General features: G+C 22.0%; 34 protein-coding genes. 27 read left to right on the forward strand and 7 right to left on the reverse strand.

Going from position 1 to position 21,795, the window contains the following annotated elements; genetic code table 4:
- Window positions 1-11: 11 nt before the first annotated feature.
- From AACL11_RS05460 to AACL11_RS05535, 16 genes are all read left to right on the forward strand, one after another.
- Entirely contained in the window at window positions 12-530 is a 519-nt protein-coding gene (locus AACL11_RS05460) for a hypothetical protein (protein ID WP_338986566.1), read from the forward strand.
- A 134-nt stretch (window positions 531-664) separates the two neighbouring features.
- A complete protein-coding gene (locus AACL11_RS05465; RefSeq protein ID WP_338986568.1) occupies window positions 665-967 on the forward strand; it encodes a hypothetical protein in 303 nt (100 codons plus the stop codon).
- A 2-nt stretch (window positions 968-969) separates the two neighbouring features.
- The gene (locus AACL11_RS05470; RefSeq protein ID WP_338986571.1) at window positions 970-1,407 is read left to right on the forward strand and encodes a hypothetical protein; all 438 of its coding nucleotides are present in this window, start codon (window positions 970-972) and stop codon (window positions 1,405-1,407) included.
- Complete coding sequence (locus AACL11_RS05475) at window positions 1,397-1,690, forward strand: hypothetical protein (RefSeq protein ID WP_338961240.1); 294 nt, start codon at window positions 1,397-1,399, stop codon at window positions 1,688-1,690. Before AACL11_RS05470 ends, AACL11_RS05475 begins: the two co-directional genes overlap by 11 nt.
- A 114-nt stretch (window positions 1,691-1,804) precedes the next feature.
- Window positions 1,805-1,930, forward strand: a complete 126-nt coding sequence (locus AACL11_RS05480) for a hypothetical protein (RefSeq protein WP_338986573.1) — start codon at window positions 1,805-1,807, stop codon at window positions 1,928-1,930.
- The gene (locus AACL11_RS05485; protein WP_338986574.1) at window positions 1,923-2,084 is read left to right on the forward strand and encodes a hypothetical protein; all 162 of its coding nucleotides are present in this window, start codon (window positions 1,923-1,925) and stop codon (window positions 2,082-2,084) included. Before AACL11_RS05480 ends, AACL11_RS05485 begins: the two co-directional genes overlap by 8 nt.
- Complete coding sequence (locus AACL11_RS05490; protein ID WP_338986576.1) at window positions 2,084-2,329, forward strand: hypothetical protein; 246 nt, start codon at window positions 2,084-2,086, stop codon at window positions 2,327-2,329. Before AACL11_RS05485 ends, AACL11_RS05490 begins: the two co-directional genes overlap by 1 nt.
- Window positions 2,330-2,331: 2 nt before the next feature.
- Complete coding sequence (locus AACL11_RS05495; RefSeq protein WP_338986578.1) at window positions 2,332-2,529, forward strand: hypothetical protein; 198 nt, start codon at window positions 2,332-2,334, stop codon at window positions 2,527-2,529.
- Window positions 2,530-2,650: 121 nt separating this feature from the next.
- A complete protein-coding gene (locus AACL11_RS05500; RefSeq protein WP_338986580.1) occupies window positions 2,651-2,848 on the forward strand; it encodes a hypothetical protein in 198 nt (65 codons plus the stop codon).
- Between the two features lie 107 nt (window positions 2,849-2,955).
- Window positions 2,956-3,780 carry a hypothetical protein gene (locus AACL11_RS05505; RefSeq protein WP_338986583.1) on the forward strand — a complete coding sequence of 275 codons (825 nt, stop codon included), beginning with the start codon at window positions 2,956-2,958 and terminating at the stop codon, window positions 3,778-3,780.
- 16 nt (window positions 3,781-3,796) lie between these two features.
- Window positions 3,797-3,955, forward strand: coding sequence for a hypothetical protein (locus tag AACL11_RS05510; protein ID WP_281747961.1), 159 nt, complete (start codon window positions 3,797-3,799; stop codon window positions 3,953-3,955).
- A gap of 34 nt (window positions 3,956-3,989) precedes the next feature.
- Window positions 3,990-4,178, forward strand: a complete 189-nt coding sequence (locus AACL11_RS05515; RefSeq protein WP_174481134.1) for a hypothetical protein — start codon at window positions 3,990-3,992, stop codon at window positions 4,176-4,178.
- 1 nt (window position 4,179) lies between these two features.
- Complete coding sequence (locus tag AACL11_RS05520; protein ID WP_338986585.1) at window positions 4,180-4,368, forward strand: hypothetical protein; 189 nt, start codon at window positions 4,180-4,182, stop codon at window positions 4,366-4,368.
- A gap of 17 nt (window positions 4,369-4,385) precedes the next feature.
- Window positions 4,386-4,763 carry a hypothetical protein gene (locus AACL11_RS05525; protein ID WP_338986587.1) on the forward strand — a complete coding sequence of 126 codons (378 nt, stop codon included), beginning with the start codon at window positions 4,386-4,388 and terminating at the stop codon, window positions 4,761-4,763.
- An 18-nt stretch (window positions 4,764-4,781) separates the two neighbouring features.
- Entirely contained in the window at window positions 4,782-5,966 is a 1,185-nt protein-coding gene (locus tag AACL11_RS05530; protein ID WP_338986589.1) for a hypothetical protein, read from the forward strand.
- A gap of 15 nt (window positions 5,967-5,981) precedes the next feature.
- Window positions 5,982-7,445 carry a hypothetical protein gene (locus tag AACL11_RS05535; RefSeq protein ID WP_338986591.1) on the forward strand — a complete coding sequence of 488 codons (1,464 nt, stop codon included), beginning with the start codon at window positions 5,982-5,984 and terminating at the stop codon, window positions 7,443-7,445.
- Here AACL11_RS05535 and AACL11_RS05540 read toward each other — a convergent pair.
- Window positions 7,431-8,220, reverse strand: a protein-coding gene (locus AACL11_RS05540) for an IS5 family transposase (RefSeq protein WP_338986592.1) whose coding sequence is annotated in 2 segments (ribosomal slippage) — window positions 7,431-7,958 and window positions 7,960-8,220 — 789 coding nt in all. Because the reading frame shifts where the segments join, the coding sequence is not laid out codon by codon here. The two genes, AACL11_RS05535 and AACL11_RS05540, sit on opposite strands and share 15 nt — an antisense overlap.
- Here AACL11_RS05540 and AACL11_RS05545 point away from each other — a divergent pair.
- The 9 genes from AACL11_RS05545 to AACL11_RS05585 all read left to right on the forward strand — a co-directional run bounded on the left by AACL11_RS05545 (window position 8,202) and on the right by AACL11_RS05585 (window position 16,715).
- On the forward strand, window positions 8,202-8,567 hold the full coding sequence (locus AACL11_RS05545; protein WP_338986594.1) for a hypothetical protein: 366 nt from the start codon (window positions 8,202-8,204) through the stop codon (window positions 8,565-8,567). The two genes, AACL11_RS05540 and AACL11_RS05545, sit on opposite strands and share 19 nt — an antisense overlap.
- A gap of 3 nt (window positions 8,568-8,570) precedes the next feature.
- A complete protein-coding gene (locus AACL11_RS05550) occupies window positions 8,571-11,228 on the forward strand; it encodes a hypothetical protein (RefSeq protein WP_338986596.1) in 2,658 nt (885 codons plus the stop codon).
- 4 nt (window positions 11,229-11,232) lie between these two features.
- The gene (locus AACL11_RS05555; protein WP_255495924.1) at window positions 11,233-11,355 is read left to right on the forward strand and encodes a hypothetical protein; all 123 of its coding nucleotides are present in this window, start codon (window positions 11,233-11,235) and stop codon (window positions 11,353-11,355) included.
- A gap of 17 nt (window positions 11,356-11,372) precedes the next feature.
- Window positions 11,373-12,263 (forward strand): hypothetical protein, encoded by an 891-nt coding sequence (locus AACL11_RS05560; protein ID WP_338986599.1) that lies wholly within the window; start codon window positions 11,373-11,375, stop codon window positions 12,261-12,263.
- Window positions 12,264-12,380: 117 nt separating this feature from the next.
- Complete coding sequence (locus tag AACL11_RS05565; RefSeq protein WP_338973555.1) at window positions 12,381-12,740, forward strand: helix-turn-helix domain-containing protein; 360 nt, start codon at window positions 12,381-12,383, stop codon at window positions 12,738-12,740.
- 28 nt (window positions 12,741-12,768) lie between these two features.
- The gene (locus AACL11_RS05570; protein ID WP_338988468.1) at window positions 12,769-13,269 is read left to right on the forward strand and encodes an IS630 family transposase; all 501 of its coding nucleotides are present in this window, start codon (window positions 12,769-12,771) and stop codon (window positions 13,267-13,269) included.
- A gap of 309 nt (window positions 13,270-13,578) precedes the next feature.
- Entirely contained in the window at window positions 13,579-14,991 is a 1,413-nt protein-coding gene (locus tag AACL11_RS05575) for a hypothetical protein (protein WP_338986602.1), read from the forward strand.
- A gap of 49 nt (window positions 14,992-15,040) precedes the next feature.
- Window positions 15,041-15,870 (forward strand): IS5 family transposase gene (locus AACL11_RS05580; RefSeq protein WP_338986605.1). Its coding sequence is split into 2 segments (ribosomal slippage): window positions 15,041-15,437 and window positions 15,437-15,870, totalling 831 coding nucleotides; the frame shifts between segments, so codons are not numbered across the junction.
- A gap of 185 nt (window positions 15,871-16,055) precedes the next feature.
- Complete coding sequence (locus AACL11_RS05585; RefSeq protein WP_338986607.1) at window positions 16,056-16,715, forward strand: hypothetical protein; 660 nt, start codon at window positions 16,056-16,058, stop codon at window positions 16,713-16,715.
- Here AACL11_RS05585 and AACL11_RS05590 read toward each other — a convergent pair.
- Complete coding sequence (locus AACL11_RS05590; protein WP_338986610.1) at window positions 16,712-16,882, reverse strand: hypothetical protein; 171 nt, start codon at window positions 16,880-16,882, stop codon at window positions 16,712-16,714. The two genes, AACL11_RS05585 and AACL11_RS05590, sit on opposite strands and share 4 nt — an antisense overlap.
- A complete protein-coding gene (locus AACL11_RS05595; protein WP_338986612.1) occupies window positions 16,864-16,992 on the reverse strand; it encodes a hypothetical protein in 129 nt (42 codons plus the stop codon). Before AACL11_RS05595 ends, AACL11_RS05590 begins: the two co-directional genes overlap by 19 nt.
- 299 nt (window positions 16,993-17,291) lie before the next feature.
- Here AACL11_RS05595 and AACL11_RS05600 point away from each other — a divergent pair, with 299 nt between their 5' ends.
- The gene (locus tag AACL11_RS05600; RefSeq protein ID WP_338986615.1) at window positions 17,292-18,287 is read left to right on the forward strand and encodes an Mbov_0401 family ICE element transposase-like protein; all 996 of its coding nucleotides are present in this window, start codon (window positions 17,292-17,294) and stop codon (window positions 18,285-18,287) included.
- On the opposite strand, the gene AACL11_RS05605 is transcribed toward AACL11_RS05600, so the two are convergent.
- Both AACL11_RS05605 and AACL11_RS05610 read right to left on the reverse strand, forming a co-directional pair.
- Complete coding sequence (locus AACL11_RS05605; RefSeq protein ID WP_338988471.1) at window positions 18,288-18,860, reverse strand: IS630 family transposase; 573 nt, start codon at window positions 18,858-18,860, stop codon at window positions 18,288-18,290.
- Entirely contained in the window at window positions 18,817-19,176 is a 360-nt protein-coding gene (locus AACL11_RS05610) for a helix-turn-helix domain-containing protein (protein WP_338973555.1), read from the reverse strand. The genes AACL11_RS05605 and AACL11_RS05610 overlap by 44 nt, the downstream gene beginning before the upstream one ends.
- A gap of 473 nt (window positions 19,177-19,649) precedes the next feature.
- Here AACL11_RS05610 and AACL11_RS05615 point away from each other — a divergent pair, with 473 nt between their 5' ends.
- Complete coding sequence (locus AACL11_RS05615) at window positions 19,650-20,036, forward strand: hypothetical protein (protein WP_338986618.1); 387 nt, start codon at window positions 19,650-19,652, stop codon at window positions 20,034-20,036.
- 135 nt (window positions 20,037-20,171) lie between these two features.
- Here AACL11_RS05615 and AACL11_RS05620 read toward each other — a convergent pair whose 3' ends face one another.
- On the reverse strand, window positions 20,172-20,339 hold the full coding sequence (locus AACL11_RS05620) for a hypothetical protein (protein ID WP_338986620.1): 168 nt from the start codon (window positions 20,337-20,339) through the stop codon (window positions 20,172-20,174).
- A 55-nt stretch (window positions 20,340-20,394) separates the two neighbouring features.
- Window positions 20,395-21,408 (reverse strand): IS3 family transposase, encoded by a 1,014-nt coding sequence (locus tag AACL11_RS05625; protein ID WP_338986622.1) that lies wholly within the window; start codon window positions 21,406-21,408, stop codon window positions 20,395-20,397.
- Between the last annotated feature and the right edge of the window lie 387 nt (window positions 21,409-21,795).

A 21,795-nucleotide genomic window follows, 5' to 3' on the forward strand; every position in this document is an offset into this window, starting at 1 on the left:
AAAGGATTATTATGCAAATAGAATTTAAAAAAGAACAAATTGTTAAAGATAGACCACAATCTATTCTTATTGATTATGGTGAATATAAATTACAATGTCCAAAATGAATGGTTAAAAATAATAGTTTTATTGCTGATGATAAATATACATATTGAGTTTTTAATTTAGAAAATATTAAAAGAGAATTAAGTGGTAATGAATTAATAAAATTATTAGAACCATATATTAAAGACCAAAAAATAACTGTTAATAAACCAACCGCTCCAAAAGAATATTATCTTAATGATATAAAACTTGAATCATTAATATTTTATGAACAGCATAATAGTTGATTTATGGGTGAAATAACAGATAACAAAACTAAAATTACTAATCCTTGTTTTAAATATAACATTACGTGAGAAGAAAACAGAAAAGGTTTTAAAATAAATAATCCATATAAACATGATGATTTATCAATTAATTATATAGTTACTTCTTATAAAGAAATTTCAATTCATAATGAAAAAGTATTTTTGTTGAACATGTAAACAAAATAAATTAGATTATTTATTCTTTAATACTAATGATATAAAAACAAGAAAATATTTTTTAAGAGATAAAAATAGTAAAGCAATTTGTTATGACTGTATTTTAAATGTTAGGTTAAGTAGGAGGTATAAATATGAATAAACAAAAACCATTTTCTTATAAAGACCAAGAAATTATTAATAAATATAATAAAAAACGTAATCAAGAAATAACAAAAGAACATTTAAATAATATAGAAAAATTAAGAGAAATTTTTAAAAAAGAAGTAATTAATCAATATAAGGAAAATTTAATTTGTTCATTAAATATATTTTTGGGTCATTATATAGATGAATTTAAAAAAGAAGAAGATACATTTTATTTAAATAAATTAAAAGGTTCAATTGATATTATTCAAGTTTTAATTAATAAAATAAAATCCAATGAATTTGATTAATAATGCAATATGACTTAATTATTGGAATTGACCCCGCTGGAATTGGTAATAATGGAATTGTTATATATTCAAATGAAACTAATAATATTGTTTTTAATGAAACATTCAAAACTAAAACAGTTTTAGAAAGTAAAAATATATATAAAGAATATTTTAAATTAATTAAAAAACAATTTATTAATCAAAAAATATTAGTTATTGTAGAAAATTTCTTTTTAAGCTCAAAACAATTATTAACTAATCCATTAGCAACACCCAAAATTATTGGTGCATTAATGGTATTAGTAGAAGATGTTATGAACTGAGATTATTTAGAAAGTGAACCAAAAAATAAAACTAAAATAGAAAATTATAAAGGAAATATAAAATTAACAAAACATGAACAAGATGCTTATAAGCATATTCAATATTATTTAAGGAATTATAAAAATGAAAGATAAAGCAAATTATGTCAAATTAACAGTAAAACTCAGTAACACTATTGAAGCAAAATATTACGAAAAAGGTAATAAAGAATTATATTATAGTGTTCGTGGTCAATGAAATGGATTAAACTACGTTACTTTAATTTTTAATAACCCAAAACTTTATAGACGCTGTATTTTATTAAACAAAAATGATGAAATTATTGTAACTGGTCAAATATTTAACACTTTAAACATTCCTAAAAATCGTGCATTTTGTTCAATAAATGTTAAATGATTTAAAAAATGAAAGGAATAAAAATGAATAAATGTAAACAATGTAAGAAAAGAATATGGTTAAGTAAAAATTGATGTATGAAATGCTTAGAAATAATGGTTAATAATTTAACTAAAAATAAGGAGAATTTGATTAATGAAGTGTAAATTAGATTGTAATAATGAACAATATATATTAGAAAAATACGAAAATGGAAGTCTAGAATCATTGTATTGTCTAAATCATTATATGAAAAAAAATGGTGAATTTGATAATGAATAAAGAAAAATTAATTGAAGATTTAGAAGAACGAATAACATGACTTACAAATGAAATATCTAATGTTAAATATTTTAAACAAATAGAATTTTATATATGAGAAAAAATATGTTTAAAAAATCTATTAATTAAAATTGAACAAGGAGAATTTGAATAATGATAATATTACCTACTTTGTTTGAAAATAAAGATGAAATTGAAATATTATCACCATTTCCAAAAGCAATTCATACAAGTAATGATATTATAGCAATTATTTTAAGACAATATCCAAATGTTAAATCAAAACACATAATTGTTTCTGACCCCGAAAGTAATGTTGCATTAATAGTTGGTGATAATGATGTTTATCAAGGTTGAATTAAAGTAACAATTAAAAAATTAGAAATAGAAAGAGAATAACCATGACTAAACGCGAATTTTTAATTAAATGAAATGTAGATGAAAAATTATTTTTTATTGATAATGTTGAATTTTGTACAAGTGACACATGTGTAATGTTTAATTGAAATGATAATTATTTAATGATTGATTGTTATTCAGAATACATGAATAAATTTATAGAACTATTAAATGATTTAAAACAAATTAAAGGAGAATAAACAAATGAAAAAGGAAAAAATTAAAATTAGAAATTATGAATTTGAATTAAATTCTTATGTAGTAGATTCCTTATTAGATGTTATAAGAGAACTGATAAAAACAAATAAAGGAGAATAAAATATGTTAGATGAAATTTTAAAAGTAATTTTTGATAGAGCAGATAAAAAAGAATTAATTAATATGATAGAAAGATTAATTCTTTGTACTAACAATAGAAAAGAAACAAAAAAATGAATTATTAGAGAATTTGATAAAAATGATTATGTTTTAGAAAAATTATTACAATTAGAAATACAAGGAGAAAAAAATGGATTATAAAGAAAAAATTAAAATTAGAATTCATGAATTTGAATTATATGATTATCAAGTAAATACTTTATTAGATATTGTAAGAGAAATGTTAAAAGCAAATAAAGGAGATTAAAATGCCAAACGAAAATACACAATCAAATTATACTTTAACTAAGTTAATAAGAACTGGTATAAGTCCAATTTGTGCAATGATTGGTACAAGTGCTTATTATGGTCAAGTAATAGATAATCCATTATTAGGTTCAATTAATAGTTTATTATTTGGTAAAAAATTAGGTTTAGATATTTGAAATTTAAATCAAAGACCAAATACAAAAACTAAATTAATTAATAGTAGTAAAAAAATCTTATTAGGTTTAGGAACAATTGGTTTAGCAAATTATAGTAAATGAACAAAAAATAATATTACTCCAATTATTCCAACAACACCAACTCCAATCACTACTACAACTACAACAGAAGGTCCACCATGATTACTATTAAATAAGCAAGAAAATCAGTCATTAATGGATTGAGATACATATATTAGTTTAAATGCTTATGGTATATCAAATATTATTAGTGGATTAACTGAGTTAATACCTAATAAATTTGAAGCAATAAGAAATGTTTGTAATATGGCAACTGGTGGATGTTTGATTAGTAGTGGTGTTGCTATGGGTATAAATAATGATTTTAATAATGCTTATGCAGTACCTACCATAATTGCTGGTGCAAGTGAAATAATCCATAATTTACTACCAATGGAAACAACTAATCATATTCAAGAAATGCAAGAAACACCATTTAATAATGAAACTGCAAGATTAATTAATGATAATAGATTCACAATTAATAGTCAAACAACTAGTCAATATGGTAGTGATAATATGAGCGAAGTACCATTAAATAATGATAATGCTTCATTAAATTGAGATTATAATCACATGAGTTTATAAAGGAGGTGAATAATTTATGAATAAAGAAAAATTACTTGAATATTATAATAATGAAATTCAGACATATAAAGAGAGAATGGAACAATTAAATAAAGAAATTGCCTTATTAGTAAGCATTATAAGTAATTCAAAATCGATGATTGAAAGAATTAATGGTGGTCAATTTGATGAATAATTAAAAAATAAATAATTGAAAGGAAAATATTGAAATGAAAGAATTTTTACATGAATTAATAATTATTGGAACAAGTGTTGGAACATTAATTTGCAGAGAAATTATTGTTTTATTAAAAAGATTTATCACAACTCCAAAACATGTTAGAGCAAATAACAAAATTATAAAACATCAAAAAAAATTAGCAAAATTAAATGAAAAGATTAATAAAGGAGAAAAATAATATGACAAAAATTGAATTTAATAATAAATATCATGATTTAGAACTTACCATTGATGCTGATTATGAATTACGCATTAGTAATGAATATTTTACATATGAAGATGTAGAAAAATTAGAACAAGCAATTATTGATTATAAAAAACTAATAAGTGAAATGCCACAATTAGTTAAAGATTGATTATTGGGATAAGATTAGGAGAATGTTAAATGTTAGAAAATGAAAATAATGTTCAACAAACAACTGAACCTTTAAATGAAAATAATGCTTCTTCACAAGAAATAGAAAATAAAGTTAATGAAGCAGAAAATAAGTTAAATAAACTTAATCAAGAAATTAAAGAAAAAGAAATGATTAATATATTTAAAAAATATCAAATTAAAACTGAATTTTATGATTATTTAAAATTTACAACAAGTAATATAGAAAATTCAAAAATTGAAGAAACTATTAAAAAAATGATTAAAGAACAACCAGTATTTAAACAAACAATTAATACAGGTGGCAATAAACAAATAATTATTAATAATAAAACAAATGATAAAGAAAATTTTTTAATTAATTATAAAAAGAAAAATTATTTATAAACGAAAGGAAGAAATAAAATGTCAGTACCATTTAATCAAAATTTAGACAATACAGAGAGATTAGTAGAAGCACCAGAATTTATAGAGTTTTTTAAAATTTCAAATAGTCCATGGGCAAACTTTTTCCCTACTGAAATTGTTGACTCAGTAAATATTGAGTTTATTGTTAAAAAACCAAAAAAACCAGAAGTAAAAATTATTGCTTGAGATGATAAAAGTAAAAGATATGAATTACCATATGTTGATACAGATAAAATTAGTAAAAAAATAACTAAAAAATATCTTGCAGGAGAAATTATTACAGATGTAGATTTAAAAGCAAATAATGGACAAAATTTATTAGATAGTATGCAATATGAAGTTGCAAATGATTTAGCAGATAAATTGGCAATTGATGATACACAAGCAATTGCAAAATTTGCTACTAAAATCGATATTGAAGATACAACACCAGTAGGCTATTTAAAATCAATGTTATCGGCTTGAAATACTTTGTTTCAATTTAGAAATATTGCAAATAGTAAATTTTTTATTACTAATGGTCTTTATGATAGTTTAGTTTATTTAGCAGATAATAAAGGTTTAATTACTGATAATCAGTTGGCACAACAATTACGTTTAAATGGAAATAATTTATATGTAAAAGGTGTATTATGTGAAATCGTTCTTGATGACTATATGATTTTTACTAATGATAAAAATGAACAACAATTAATGACCTTTATTTTAGCAACACCAAGAGCGATGAAAAGATATATGATAGAAAATACAGTTATTTATGTAGATTTTATTAAAGATGATAAAGCAGGAAGAGCATATAAAGTTGCTGGTGAAGTTGTTGGAGAAGCAATACCATATATTTCTAATAATGAAACAACATCACGTTGAATGTTATGTGGAGTTATTAAAACAGAAAAAACTGATTTAAAAAGTAAAATTACAAGTTTAACAACTGATATTACTGCAAATATTAATAACAATAATAGTGAATTAAATACACAAATAAAAAGTACTAATGAACTTAAATCATTAAATCCAAATTTAACAAATCCAACTATTAAATATTTTAGTGATGCACAAGGTAAAACTAATGTAAGTAATCAAAAACAAAAAGCAGGTGACTTATATATAACTATTAGTGCAAATGTTAATGACTTAAATTATAAAGGAACAACTAATCCTATTAAAATAACTCTTAAATAAAGGAAATTAAATGCCATGCCAATTGGTACAACTAGTACAGCAATACTTTTAAACATAAATAAACCAAAACATACTAGAATAAGCAAACAACAAGAAAATAAAAGTTTTTGATGAGAAATTTTAGAAATGATTGGTGTACAAGTTATAGCAGTAGCACTTGCTCCTTTTACTGGTGGATTAAGTGAAAGTGTAGCCCTTGGATTAGGTGCAAGTGATTTTATTGCAAGTACTATTAATTTTGGTATTTATGCTACAACTGATTTTACTATTAATCAAGTTTATGATTATTTAAAAGGAAATGTAACAAAATTAAATACTTTTTTAAATTTATTACCTGCATTTGCTGGACTTAATAAAATTAGTCGTGGTTATCGCACAACTAAATTTATTAAACTAGCACAAGAAACTAAAACATTAGAACAAGTTGGTATTAAAGAAGCAAAAAATTTACAAGAAATTATTAGTCAAGTAAGTGGAAAAGAAATTTTAACAGATAAAATTATTGGTAATAAACGTTATTTAATGAATTATAGTTTTACTCCTAATCGTGAAACAGTATTACGAGATTTAGGTTATGTTGCTGAAAGACAATATAAAAATAATTTTCAAAAATTAGAAGCACAGGAGTTAAAAGATTACTTATTATTACAAAATACATTAATAAAATTAAGTCCACAATTAACTCCTAAATTTAAAATCAAAGATATTGAAAAAGCAAATAATTTTTTAAAAAAATATAATACTGATTTAAAAAAAGTATTATCTATGAACCAACATGATTGATTAAATTTAGTTCATACAATACACACAGAAAATAGATATGGAAAAACTTTAATTTTGGATTTACAAAAAATTCGTGCTAATTCTATTAAATTTAATTTTAAAAATAATGTTATTCATCAACTTGTTTTAAAAGCAAATCAAAGTTTTAAATATTTTGATATTAGATTTTATTTAAAAAAAGGTTTAAATAAATTTTGAAAAGATACTCCATATTTTGAAAAAATAAGAGAAAGTATATATAAATTACAAGAAAAATTTGAAAAGTTAGAAAAACAAGCATTTGAAAAAATTAATAAATTAAAACAAAAAGCAACTGATTTATTTACTAGTGCAGAAAAAAGAGCAATTAAACATGCACAATTAATTCCATTAAATTCACCAGTATTTATGGGTTGTAAAATTCAACCTTTGTCATTAGATAAATGTGCAATTACTATTTATCATCGCAATCCTAAATATAAACCAATTACAGTTGTTGATAGTATTCTTAAAGCAAAAACTTTTGTTACTCAAATACATCCATTTCATTGATATCGTTGATATAGTGGTTGATACATTGGTTATGGTGTTAATCATAATAAATGATTAAAAGCAATAGCATTTGCTCCACCAGTGGTGCAACAAGTAATTAGAGATAGTTTTAAAGTATATAGAGAAATATTTAGAACTATTAGAACCTGTTTAGAATCTTTTTAATAAAATTGAAATAAAGGAAAGAACAACCATTTGTAAACTAGTATTTAGTTTTCTTTCACAATTTTTTCATAATCTTCTGCATTTTTCTAATCATGCAAAACTTCGTTCTACAACTCATCTTTTTGGCAATACTACAAAAGAATGTAATTCATTACGTTTTACAACTTCAACATTTGCATTTATGATTGTTTTGATTTTAAAAGCAAATTTTTCACCAGTATAGCCAGCATCTACTATTATTTTTTGAACTGTAGAAAGATTTTCTTTTTCACTTTTAATCATTATGATAGCACTATTACGATCTGTTTTTTCTGCTGTAGTTATGTAAATTGCATGTGGTAAACCTTGCGTATCAACTGCAATATGACGTTTTATTCCTGAAATCTTTTTACCAGCATCATAACCTTTATTTTCAGTAGTATCTGTATTTTTAACACTTTGCGAATCAATTATACAAAAACTAGTTTTTTCTTTTCGATGATTCTTAATACGAATCTTTTTAACTAATTTTTTTTAAAATTAATTGCAATACACTAGGTTCTTTATCATTGTTTTTACTTCAAATTTGGAAATAATAATATACAGTTTGTCATTTTGGAAAATTTTTTGGTAACATTCTTCATTGACAACCACTTTTTAATACATATAAAACTGCACAAAACACTTCATATAAATCTAAATTTCTTGGTTTTGTTTTCTTTTTGCTGTTTTCTAAAGTTGATTTTATGTTCTCAAATTGTTCTTTAGTAACATGACTTGGATAATTTTTATGCATATATACCTCTTATTTTAAAATATATAGTAATTTTACATTATTTTCTAAAAGATTCTAAACAGGTTCTTAGAACTTATCATAAAGTAGTAAATGTTATTAATAATCCTATTGAAAATATTAACAAATCATTTAAAAGTGTTGGTTTAAAATTTTCAGTTAATACTTTATTTGGTACTGGATTATTACATCATTTAGAAAAGTTTGCATATAGTCAAGTTATAGCAAAAAGTAAGAAAAAATTAAGAAAAAACAAAAATAAAATACAAAAAGAAATTGAACATATAACACATAGAAAAACAAAAAAACATACTCATCATTATAAACAAGCATTTTTTAAGGAATGATAAATTATGATTAATAAACTTTGAACTGGTGTCAGTCTTGAAAATTATAATAACTGATATCCATTAACTGGAAAAATTACAGAAACTCCACAGCAATACATACAAACATGACCTAATGTTAATGATTGATTTAAAACTTTTGCTATTCGTGCTCAAAATGATATTAATGCTTATCTTGATTTTATTTTATCTAAATTTCCTTTTGATAGTTTTAAAGATGAGTTAATTAAAGAAACATTAAGAGATATGGTTTATGTAATGGTTGAACATTGAGTATTTAATCGTACACCAATTGAATTTAATGTTGATGCTACTATTCAATTTAATAATGGTAGTCAATTTAGTGCAAATAGTACTCCTACAATTAATATTTGAGATTTAGCACCTAGTAGAATGAAAATATGAGCAAGATTAACAGAATTAAAACAAATATTTTCAAGTTATAATGATGATGAAATAGATGTTGAAAAAATTGACTTAAAAGCATTTTATACTAGAAATCAAGTTGATGAATTAATTGAACAACAAAAAGAATTTACATTATTAAAACAAATTAAATTATATGATGATTTAGTTGATGATAATGAAAATGAAATATATAGAGGTCCTGTTAGTAAATTTGTTAATAAAGGTTATGTAGCAACTGATTATGATAAAGAAACTGAAACAATGATTTTAGATTGACCTGATGAAATTGGTACATTACCACCCGAAGCATTACAAAATAATCCACAAATTGGTGATTATACACATGCACCAACTTGTGATTTTTCTGCTAAACAACAAAAACGAATTACTACTAATGAAAATGAAATTATCAAATTAAATACTGAATTAATTAAAGCAAATGAAAATATTAATGATGTTAAAAATAATTGATTTAATATTGAAACTAGTCCTTTATGAAAGAAAGTTGAAAATAATAATATAGAAATATTTAAATGATATTTTATTAAAATCAGTTATCAATATTCAACAGAAAATAACTTTATGAAATTTTATAAGGTAATTAAAATTTATTTAAATAATGTTTTTAATGAATTTGAATTGCTAAATGTTGATTCCATGACGTATAGTGAACAAATCCAAAATAAAAGAATTTTAAATACCGGAACGATTTACTATAACAATAAAAAGAAAGAATTTAGTGGTGGCGGTAATTCTTATCCTGAACGTGGAAAAATTAATTTAATTGGTGATATAGAAGAAATATATCAATATCAAGGAATAGATACACCAACTGAATTTATAGCAGAGAAAAATACTGAACGTGATTATTATACAAAAATAGAAACTAATAATTTATTAGATAAAAAACAAGATAAGTTAATTGCTGGTGAAAATATTAAAATTGATGAAAATAATAAAATTAGTGCTACTGGTGGTAGTGGTGAATCATTGTGAATAATAGACCCTAATAGTCCAAATATTATTCAACCTAAAGAAAAAAGATTAATTACTGCTAATAATCAAAGAATTGTTTATATTGGTGAACCAGAACAAGAAAAAGATGCAACTACAAAAAAATATGTTGATGAAAAAATTGAAAAAAAACAAGATAAATTATTATTAATAAATGAAAATAATCAATATGGAGAATTAAAATATAATAAATTACCAGAGGGAAAATTTGGTGATGATTTAGGAATACCACCTAATAAAGTTATTAAAGAATGAATTAGTGAAAGTGTAAATAAAAAACAAGATAAAATAGAGAATTTACAAGATAAGATTTTTAATAATAAAGATGATAAAGATAGTACTACAAGATTAGTTAATGATGTTATTAAAGTAGGAGTAAGAACTCTTATTTATAAAAATGAAAGTGGTCCCTCTATTGTTGATGATAATGATATTCCAAATAAAAAATATGTTGATGATAAAATAAAAGATTTAAAAATTTTTAAATGAAAAAATGTAGGAAAAAAAATAAGTAGTACGATAATAGATTATGATTTTAAAATAAATACTTTATATAAAGTTGGTTATTCTTGAAATACTGATGAAAAAAGTGCAATTTCATATATTGAATTTTTATGACAAGGAAAAGGTACAGTATTAGATAGTTTTATTCAAGGCACTCATGGAAGAATTGCTGTAGATAGTTATGTTGATTTACTTGTTAGTGATAAAGATATAGTTATAGAAAGATTTAATTATAATGAGGGACAATTACATTCATTAGAAGAAGAGATAAAAGAAGATACTTATCAAATTAATAGTAAAACATTAAATATTATTTCACCTGAAAAAATTAATATAGAAAAACCTATTAAAATTAATTCATATAGTTTAGAAACTAATGAAATTAGAGAAAATGAATGAGATATTGAATTAAAAAATAATCCAACACCAAGTATTCCACAATGAAAAGAAGTAGGAACAAGAGAAAAAAATAAATGAGATAATTGACAAATTACTTATGATTTTCAAGAGAATAAACATTATAGAGTTTATTATTCTTGAAGTATATATAATCCAGTTTATACTATTCAAGAATTTATTATAACTGATAACAAAATTGCTGGTGTACAAATACAAACCTTTAATGATAGTGCTAATATAGTAATTTTATCAGTTCAACATGCTAAATTGATTACTATTTATACTGTAAAAGGTAATTTAAAAGGTAATGTATGAAAATTAGAAGAATTACAGGAATAAGATTATGTTTTTTAAAATTATAAAAATTATTTTAGGTTTAATAGGAGTAATTTTATCATCAGCAACAGCAGGTTTAATTATATTTATCATTGTAAAAATCATATTAAAAATTAATCAAATATTTTAAGAAAGGTGGTGAATATTATGTTAGGTAAATTTTTTAGAAAAGATAAAAGTAATATTAGTGATAATCAAAATGAAAAAGTAAAATTTTTAACTAATAAAAATAAAAGTACTCATGCTTCAATTTTAAATTATTTTGGTTTTAATGACTTTAATCATGAAACTTATTTTACTGATTTTGTAGCAGAAAATAATGCTAATTTATATAATGCTCCATTAGATGTTAATAATGAAACTATTAAACAGTATTTAATTCAACAAGAATTTTATAGAAAAAATTGAAATTCAATTTTTAAATTAAGTAAATTAGGAATTGGTGGTTATTTAATTTTTATTGCTAATGATGATTTATATTTTCAAGTAGTAGATATCCAACAAAGAGTTTATGATATTACTGGTAAATTAATTCAATGTACTATTTTTTATGATAGTTATCAACAAAATGCACAAACTGTAAGATTATTTGAAATTTATACATTAAATAATGAACAAGTAATTATTAATCGTGCAATTTATAGTATTAATGATAATAAAAAACAATTTCCATTAGATTTTAAATCATTTATTAATAATCCTAATCTATTACAAGAACAAACACTAAATATTAATTATATACCAATATCAATTATGCGAAATAAAGCAAATGAGTTAGCAGATTGTGATAAAGTAATGGATAAAATTAAAGCATTAGATGTTATTTATGAACAAATTGTTTTAGATACCATTTTAAATTCACCTAAATTTATATTTAGTCAAACTTATGGTAATGTTCAATCAGCATTAGAAGAAGCAGTAAGAACTTTGGTTACTAAAAACTACATATTTAAAAGTGGTGGAGATAATAATGAACAAAACGAAAATATCAATATGACAAATAGCAACTTTAAAGGTAAAAACTTAACTGATATATAGCTAACGAAAGTAATGTTTACTCATAAATAATGTAAAATAATAATATGTAATTTAAACAATTCTTGCACTTACAAGTATAATTCAGCAATAATTAAAATAGATTAGGAAGATTAAATTATGCCAAAACCATACAGTGAGGACTTACGAAGAAAAGTAATAGAAGTTTATGAAAGTAAAAACATGAAAATTAAAGAAATTTGTAAAGTGTTCAATATCACTAGAAAGACTTTATTTTTATGAAGAAAAAGAAAGCAAAAAACCGGAAATATAAAACCAATTTTGAATTATCAAAAAGGACATAGCCACAAAATAAAGGATTTAGATGAATTAAAAAATTATTTAGCAGAAAATAAAGATGTTACAGTTCAAAAAGTAATTGAAAAATTTGGTGATATGACAAAAGAAACAGTTTATAACTATTTCAAAAAACTAAATTATACATATAAAAAAAACTTTTCTATATGAACAAAGAGATAAAAATAAACAAGAAGATTTTTTAAAAGAAATAGCGAAAATAATGAATGAAGATTTGGTATATATTGATGAATCTGGAATTGATGATAATGAATTTTATAAATATGGTTGGTCTGAAAAAGGTAAAAGATTATTTGATAATAAACCTGCATATAAAATAAAGAGAATGAGTATAATTGGTGCACTAAATAAAGGTAAATTAAAAGCTCTATGAGCATTTGAAGGACATTGCAATAGTAAAATTTTTGAATCATATGTTAAAAATATACTAATTCCAGTATTAAAGTGTGGACAAATTATAGTTTTAGATAATGCGACGTTTCATAAATCTAAAGCAACAAAACAATTAATTGAAAATGCTGGATGCAAACTATTATTTCTTCCACCATATTCTCCTAATTTAAATCCAATTGAACATTTTTGATTTGCTATAAAACATAATATAAGAAAAATATTACCAAATTATTGACCAAATATTAAAAACGCGATTGATTTTGTTTTTCAAGATATGAGTAAACATTACTTTAGTTAGCTATATATGATTGAAATGTTAATGAAATATTTAAACGTTGTGGTATTCATATACCAAGTCAAAAGAAATCTGCACAACAATCAGTACCCGAAAGTACAGCAGTAAATATTTCAACCATTAATTATATTGAACAAAAATTATGACAATTTAATATTGATATTCTTAAATTTATTCAAATATTAGTACGTTTAGATAAAGATTTATTAAATAGTAAAACATTTAATATTAATGATGAACAAGAAATTAATAATTTAACAGTTAAATTAAAATTATTTAATCCCGAAAATAACCAATTAATAGGAGAAAACAATGGAAAACAACAACAAACCACAAACGAAGTTTCCACAGAAACAGAAGCAAACTAAACTTAATCAAGCAGAAGTAGAAAATGATTATTTAATTGATAATATTCCTTATGACTTTACTAATATGATGCATGCTACTAGTGACCCTGATATTAATAGAGCGTATGATGAATTTAAAAAAAGAACCATATATATTTATGAAATTGAACGTTTATTTAAAAATAATGAAAATAATAGTTTAAAATTTTCAGCAAATACTATTAAAATTGGTTTTATTGATATTGATAAAGTATTAAAAACTACTGCTGTTGAAACATCTGATTTTACTATGCAATTAAATCAAAGAGCAAGTACTAATATTAATGACAATACAATTGAATATAGTATGACTGATATTAAAAATTTAATATTTCAAGAAATAAATTTATTAAATCAATTTAAATTATATGCTGTATCTATTAATGAACCTTTAAGTGAAAATAATATTGATAATTTATATATCATTAATAATTATTCACAACCTTATCAAAATCCAAAAACTAGAAGTACTAAAAGTATAACTATTATTAAAATTAAAGATTTTAAAACAAGAGATGGTTATCCAATTATTATTAAATTACAAAAACCATTAGATAAAGATACCAAAGTAACTGGTTTAAAAATTAAAGCTCCTAGAAGCATGATTTTTGGCAATATAAAGGTACTTGGTGAAGTTGACAATATGGAAGTATACCCTAAGTTATTTGTTAAAGACAAGATAGCATTTCCGCTATTATCAATGCCTATTGAAACTCAACCAAAAGTTAGAATATTACAACAATGATTTAGTCAACAAATCTTACCTTGAAAATTAGCAAAACAATTTATAGGACAAGAAAAATCAGTTTTAGATTTAATTGCTATTGGTGGTGGAACTGAAACAAGAAAAGAAATTATTAATAATGCAAAAATAACATATGCAAAAATTGGTAAATATGATGGTGGAAAACCAGTACCGAAAAAATTACTAGATTTTGAAATGAAAAAGAACGAACAATATTTCTTATATAGTCATCAAGAACCAAACCCACCATATCCAAGTAGAGCTATTGCTATTGAATTATCACAGAACTTTAATTCAATTGAAATTGAAGTAAATGATAAACCACCAATTGATAGTTTACAAAAAGTATTATTAGATATGCTAACTTACACATATAGTTATAATAGAAACTTCGATGGGGCAAAATATGAAAATGGTAGCCCAAATAATCATATTGCTTATTTAAAAGTTAAATTTGAAGGACAAAAACCAGAAGATGTAATTACTAATTTATTTAAACAATGAAAATTAGATTATCCTAACTATATTAATTTAGAGCAAGTAAAAATATTTAAACAAATAGTCATTAGACTTCTTGCGAGACTTATCTATTAAAATTTTCATTTTTAAAATATAATTAAAATTAAAAAAAGATAGGTAATTTATGATGTTTGATAAATTAAAAGCTATTAAAAATGCAGAACTATTAAGATTAACTGGTATAAATGAGATTGTTTTTAAAAAAATGATAGAAATTTTAAAAAAAGAAGAATTAAAAAAGTTTAAAAATGGTGGTACACCTAATAAATTAACTTTAGAAAATAGATTATTAATGACGTTAGAATATTGACGTGAATACCGAACATATTTTCATATTGCTAAAAGTTATGGAATTAGTGAAAGTAATTGTTATAGAAATATCAAGTGAATAGAAAATACTTTAATAAAACATCCTGATTTTCAGCAACTTAATGGAGCAAAATCATTGTTAAATAATAATTTTAAAGATAAAACAGCTATTATTGATGTTACTGAAAGCGCTATCCAACGCCCAAAAAAAGACAAAAGAAATATTATTCAGGAAAAAAGAAAAAACACACAATAAAAACACAAATTATAATTGAACAAGATAGTAAAAAAATTATAAGTTCTTATTTTTCTTGTGGTAAAAACCATGATTTTAAAATTTTAAAAGATTCAAAAGTTAAATTTTTATCACAAACAACTATTTTAGTGGATTTGGGATATCAAGGAATACAAAATATACATCCTAATGTTTTAATTCCAAAAAGAAAATCAAAGAAAATTCCTTTAACTAGAGAAGAAAAGAAAAATAATAAACAAATTTCAAAAATGAGAGTTGTTATAGAAAATATTTTTGCTATACTGAAAAAATTTAAAATTATTAGTGAAAAATATCGAAATAGAAGAAAAAGATTTGCTTTAAGATTTAATTTAATAGCTTCAATTTATAATTTACAACTTTTAAATTAAAAATCTTCAAAAATTTAATATTTTAAATTTTGTTATTTTAAATAATAATTTTTGTTCTATTTTAATGAAGAAAAAATAAGACATATTTTGAATAATAATTTTTAATAAATATTAAAAGTGTTATTAAAATAAAATTTTAAATTTAAAAACTATGATAATAATCACAGTTTTGCAAGAAGTCTATTATGTTATCTAATAATATTTATTCAAGTATGTCAATTAATAAAGGTTTAAATGATGATTATAAACTATTATTACCTTATTATTTTGAATTAAAATCTAATCCTATACATACTACTACTGATGAAATTTGAGAATTTAAAGATGTAAAAGTATTATTAAAATCAGAGTATTTTGATTTTACAGATATGAATAATATTAAATTAAAAAATAATGATATTAGTCAAAATGAATTATTTAAGCTAGATGATAATCAATTAAATTGATTATCTATTACAAATGAATTAGAAAGTAATAATATTCCGTCATTAATTCCAGCAGATTGAACATTAGGAAATGGCGAATATGGAAAATATTTTACAAGAGTAATTATTGATAAAAATAAAATTGAAAGCGTATTAAATTTATATGGTTCAAATAAATCTCAACTATTTTCTAAATTAGAATTTTATAAAGAAATATCAAAAATAGATAATAATAGTGAATTTGAATTACAAATTGAAAATCCGATTAATAATTTAAATCGGATTGAAATTAGTGGAATATTTGGTGCTGGTAATTATGATTTAATTTTAATAACTGATAAACAAGAAATTAATTTAACTAATATTAGTTTATTTGATAAGTATAATGAAAATATTTCTTATATTAACTTAGAAATTTAATTAAAATAATTTGATGTATATTTACCATCTCATTTTATATCTTCATTATGTTCTTTTACACTATTGAAGTATAAAGAAGTTTTGTTTGGACTCAAAAATTTATTTCATCAAATAGTTGTTGTTCCAAATACTCTTTCTCCATTTGGTTTTAAGTAGGAATTTTCCATGTTATGGATAAGCACCCCCCCATGATTAATCCTATTGTTCCAGTTGTAGCACCAGTTAGTGCTAATGCTAATGTTATTTTACTTAAATTTGTTTTTATTCATGTTTTCATATTAAATTACTCCTTTTTTCCTTGATTTTACTTTTAAATTGTACTATTTTTGATTATTTTTACAAGCATGCTTTTAAATGCAAAATAACGCCTAAATTAAAGGCGTTTATTTTGTGAGACCTATACTATTAATTATATTGAAATTGTTTATTGTATTTTAAATATGAAAGTGGTTTTTTAAATATTTTTGATTTAATTTTAAATTACACTTATATATGTATATAATAAACAAGTAAATTAATTTTTTAAAAATATTTACAATAAATTTAGATTTTTTTAAAATAGTTAGGAGAAAAAATATGAGTTTTAATTACTTATGAACTTTAAATGAAGCAACTAAAAGAATGTATCAATCATTTAGAGATGATGTAAAAAATCAATGAGAAAAAACAGATTGAAGAATATTAAAAGAAAGAGATAGAAAATATATTCCAGTTAAAATTAAAGAAAGAACTAGAAATACTATCAATGGTCTTGTTACTTATAACTGTCGTGATTATAAATATTATGATGAACAATTAAAAAAATGAGTAAGAGTTTGTTTATTAGATGAAGAATTGCAATTACCTAAATACAAAAGGACTTGTCAAGATATCAAAAATAATGTTATTGAACATTTTGCAGATGGAAAAAAATATCGTGATATTTTACATACTATGAAACAAACAAAATTTAGTACAACAAGTATTGGAAGAGTATTTCAAGAATATCAAGTCAATAAATTGGATGTTCCTAAAATAAAATTAGAACCAAATCAATTTATTTATATTAGTATTGATGATGGAGATCGTAAGTTTTGAAAATTTAAACGTAATTCTGGTAAATATTCAATGCGCTTAGTATTATTTTGTACAGATAATATTAATCATAAATTAGTTAATAAAAGAGTAGATGTAATAATAAGACCAACAAAAACAGCAATTGGTGTTAAAAAAACTGCTGAATTTATTTTACAACAAGGAAATAGATTTTTTGAAAATTTTGACCAAGCAAAAATTATTATTTGTGGTGATAGTGCAGAATGAATTAAAGATGTTGCTGATTATTTAGGTGCACAATTTGTTTTAGATAAATTCCATTTAGTTAAAAAGTTATATGTAGGAATAATTGCTGGAAATAAAGGAAAATATTGAAACGAATATAATACTTGTAGAAATTTTATTGAAAATGGTCAATATGATGAGTTAATAAAATATATGAATGAAATATTAAAAAATCATAAAAAATTAAAAAAACAATATTTTAAAAATAATAAACAAGGTATTCAAAATCAAGGTGCTAAATGAAATATATAGCTAACTAAAGTAATGTTTACTCATATCTTGAAAAACAAAATCAATCGCGTTTTTAATATTTGGTCAATAATTTGGTAATATTTTTCTTATATTATGTTTTATAGCAAATCAAAAATGTTCAATTGGATTTAAATTAGGAGAATATGGTGGAAGAAATAATAGTTTGCATCCAGCATTTTCAATTAATTGTTTTGTTGCTTTAGATTTATGAAACGTCGCATTATCTAAAACTATAATTTGTCCACACTTTAATACTGGAATTAGTATATTTTTAACATATGATTCAAAAATTTTACTATTGCAATGTCCTTCAAATGCTCATAGAGCTTTTAATTTACCTTTATTTAGTGCACCAATTATACTCATTCTCTTTATTTTATATGCAGGTTTATTATCAAATAATCTTTTACCTTTTTCAGACCAACCATATTTATAAAATTCATTATCATCAATTCCAGATTCATCAATATATACCAAATCTTCATTCATTATTTTCGCTATTTCTTTTAAAAAATCTTCTTGTTTATTTTTATCTCTTTGTTCATATAGAAAAGTTTTTTTTATATGTATAATTTAGTTTTTTGAAATAGTTATAAACTGTTTCTTTTGTCATATCACCAAATTTTTCAATTACTTTTTGAACTGTAACATCTTTATTTTCTGCTAAATAATTTTTTAATTCATCTAAATCCTTTATTTTGTGGCTATGTCCTTTTTGATAATTCAAAATTGGTTTTATATTTCCGGTTTTTTGCTTTCTTTTTCTTCATAAAAATAAAGTCTTTCTAGTGATATTGAACACTTTACAAATTTCTTTAATTTTCATGTTTTTACTTTCATAAACTTCTATTACTTTTCTTCGTAAGTCCTCACTGTATGGTTTTGGCATAATTTAATCTTCCTAATCTATTTTAATTATTGCTGAATTATACTTGTAAGTGCAAGAATTGTTTAAATTACATATTATTATTTTACATTATTTATGAGTAAACATTACTTTCGTTAGCTATAGGTACTTTTGCTGAAAGTAATATTTGATATATTTTAAAAGAAATGCTTGGTAATAGAACATATAGTATAAATATTTATATTAAAATGGTTATTTTTAAGTGTAATCTTGTAAATTCCAAAACATAATCAAAATTTTTTATTAAAATATTAAAAACTTATTAAATTAAAAGTTAATAAGAATTTTTGTTGTGTATTTATATTAAATGTTCTTATTGATTTTTTCAATATTTGTATTTTAATTGAAATTAATTTAATTTAGTAGTAAAATGTATTTACAATTGCATATAATTACAGTTATTTCTTGTCTATAATTTGAAAGAAATGTTTAAAAAGTAATTATATCCTCCGTTTTTGTTACCGTCCCAAATGTTAATAATTCCTATTATTAGAAATTCAATTGAACAACATGAGCAAAGCCTAGGCTTATTAGGTGATAACTTATCTATTATTAAATTGAAAAAATCTAATAATAATTCTATTTTAAGTTTTCGCGAGGAAGATATTAGTTATGCTGATCTTAATCGTGCAACTTGAATTAAAAACTTTAGAATTGGTGATGAATACTTAATCAACGGAGAACTTCGTGTCTTAAATGAAACTGAAATTTATGATTTATCTTTTAGAGTAAAAACATTACCAATATCAAGTCTTAATACAATTGCCAATATTGGTATTAATAAAAATTTAAATTTAAATAATAAAATTGTAAGTTATAGTGACAATACTTTGAAAGAATAATTTCTTAAAACAATTAAAAATATAAAAATTCTTAATATTAAATTTCTCTCTCTTTTAAAATTAAAAAATAATAAAGAATTGTCTAAAGTATTTTAAAATTCAAAAATTAGATAAATATTCTTTATTTTTTTATTTTTACATTATTTCATTGGTTGGTCTAATAATAATTTCATTTCAAGTAGCATCAGCGGGTAATTCAATTGCTTGTTTTATTGTTAGTGCTATTCGTTCGGCAGATATGCTATAAGTTTTATAATATTCTTTAAATTCAGAACTAAATTCTTTATCAGTTACTCTATTCAATAATTCAGTATTGGTGGTTAGCCCTAATTACTGGACCATATTTTGATAGATATTTCTAAATTTTTATTTGTAATATTGGTGGTTTTAAAAATTTAGAATGTATTCTTTCATAATTATAAAACATAACATATTGATTTACATCATTAATAGCTTCATTGATTGTTAAATATTGATTTGAGTCTTTAGGCAATCATTCTTGAGATAAATGTGAAAATCAATTTTCAGATATGACATTACCGCCAATATCATATGGTTGTTTTTTGCTTAAAATTATTTGTTTGTTTTTTGCTCATTTTGTAATTTCTTGACAATAAAATTCGTTGGCGTTATCTGAATGTAAAATAACGTTTTTTATTTGATTTCAAGAAAATTGGTTGTTTATTTTTTCAAGTGCAGGAAGAATTAAATCTTGATATGATTTATTTGAAAATGTATTATAACTAACAACATTATTTGAATAAAAATCAATAATTACAAAAAGATATAGTCAACCTTCTTTGGTGTTTATTTGTTTAGTATCCATTGATCAAATTTGATTTGAAGCGGTTGTACTTTTGTAATCTTTGTTTACTTTATCCATTGTAGGTATTCACTTATTTGGATTTTTTTTGTTTTTAGGATAGTTATTTTTAGTTTGTTTTAATCCTTGAATATTGTGTTTTTTCATAATTTTTCGCATTTGTTTTGTTGATAATTCTATATTTAAAATGATATTTTTCTCTTGTTTTAATCACTCTTTAAAAGCTGAAAAAATTCTTAAATATCCATAAATTCTACCTTTTCTTGTAGAATGAAATTCGATTAAAAGTTGGCATAATTCTTGATATTTATGATTGCAATTAATAATATGATTTTTTTCTTTTTTAATAAGTTTTTGTTTATTTTTTAAAAAGTAATATGTTGATCTGTTTAATTGAAGATATTGACATAAGTTTCTAATTGAATATTGATTTTTGCAATCATCGATAATTTTAATTTTTTCTTTGATATTTAATTTGTTAATTATTAATGCTATTTGTTTAATTTTATCCATTAATAAAAATCCTTTCAGGTCAAAATTAGTGTTCATTATATAACACAATTGTTTTTAGAATACATTCAGATTTTTTAAATTAATGGTCTAGTAAAAAGGGCTAAGTGGCCCATCCAATTTATAATAATGTGAAAGTGATATTAGATAAAAATATTTTTTGTAAATCTTAATTTAAGTCTATAATTGAAAAAAAGAATATACAATAAAAAAATAATGCCTGCATAAAAATATAAATTTTTCTAATATTTTATTTTAATAATGTTTAAAAGAAAACTAAGTAAAAACAATTATTTTTTAAAATATTATCAATATTATCAATATTATCAATAGTTAAATTTGTATATTATAATGATTTTATATATTTATGTTATAATCAAGAAAATTATCATTACTATTAAAAATAAATCAATATTGGAATTTTTT

Source organism: Spiroplasma endosymbiont of Dasysyrphus albostriatus (genome assembly GCF_964019495.1).
In the GTDB taxonomy this organism is placed as follows: Bacteria; Bacillota_I; Bacilli_A; order Mycoplasmatales; family VBWQ01; genus Spiroplasma_E.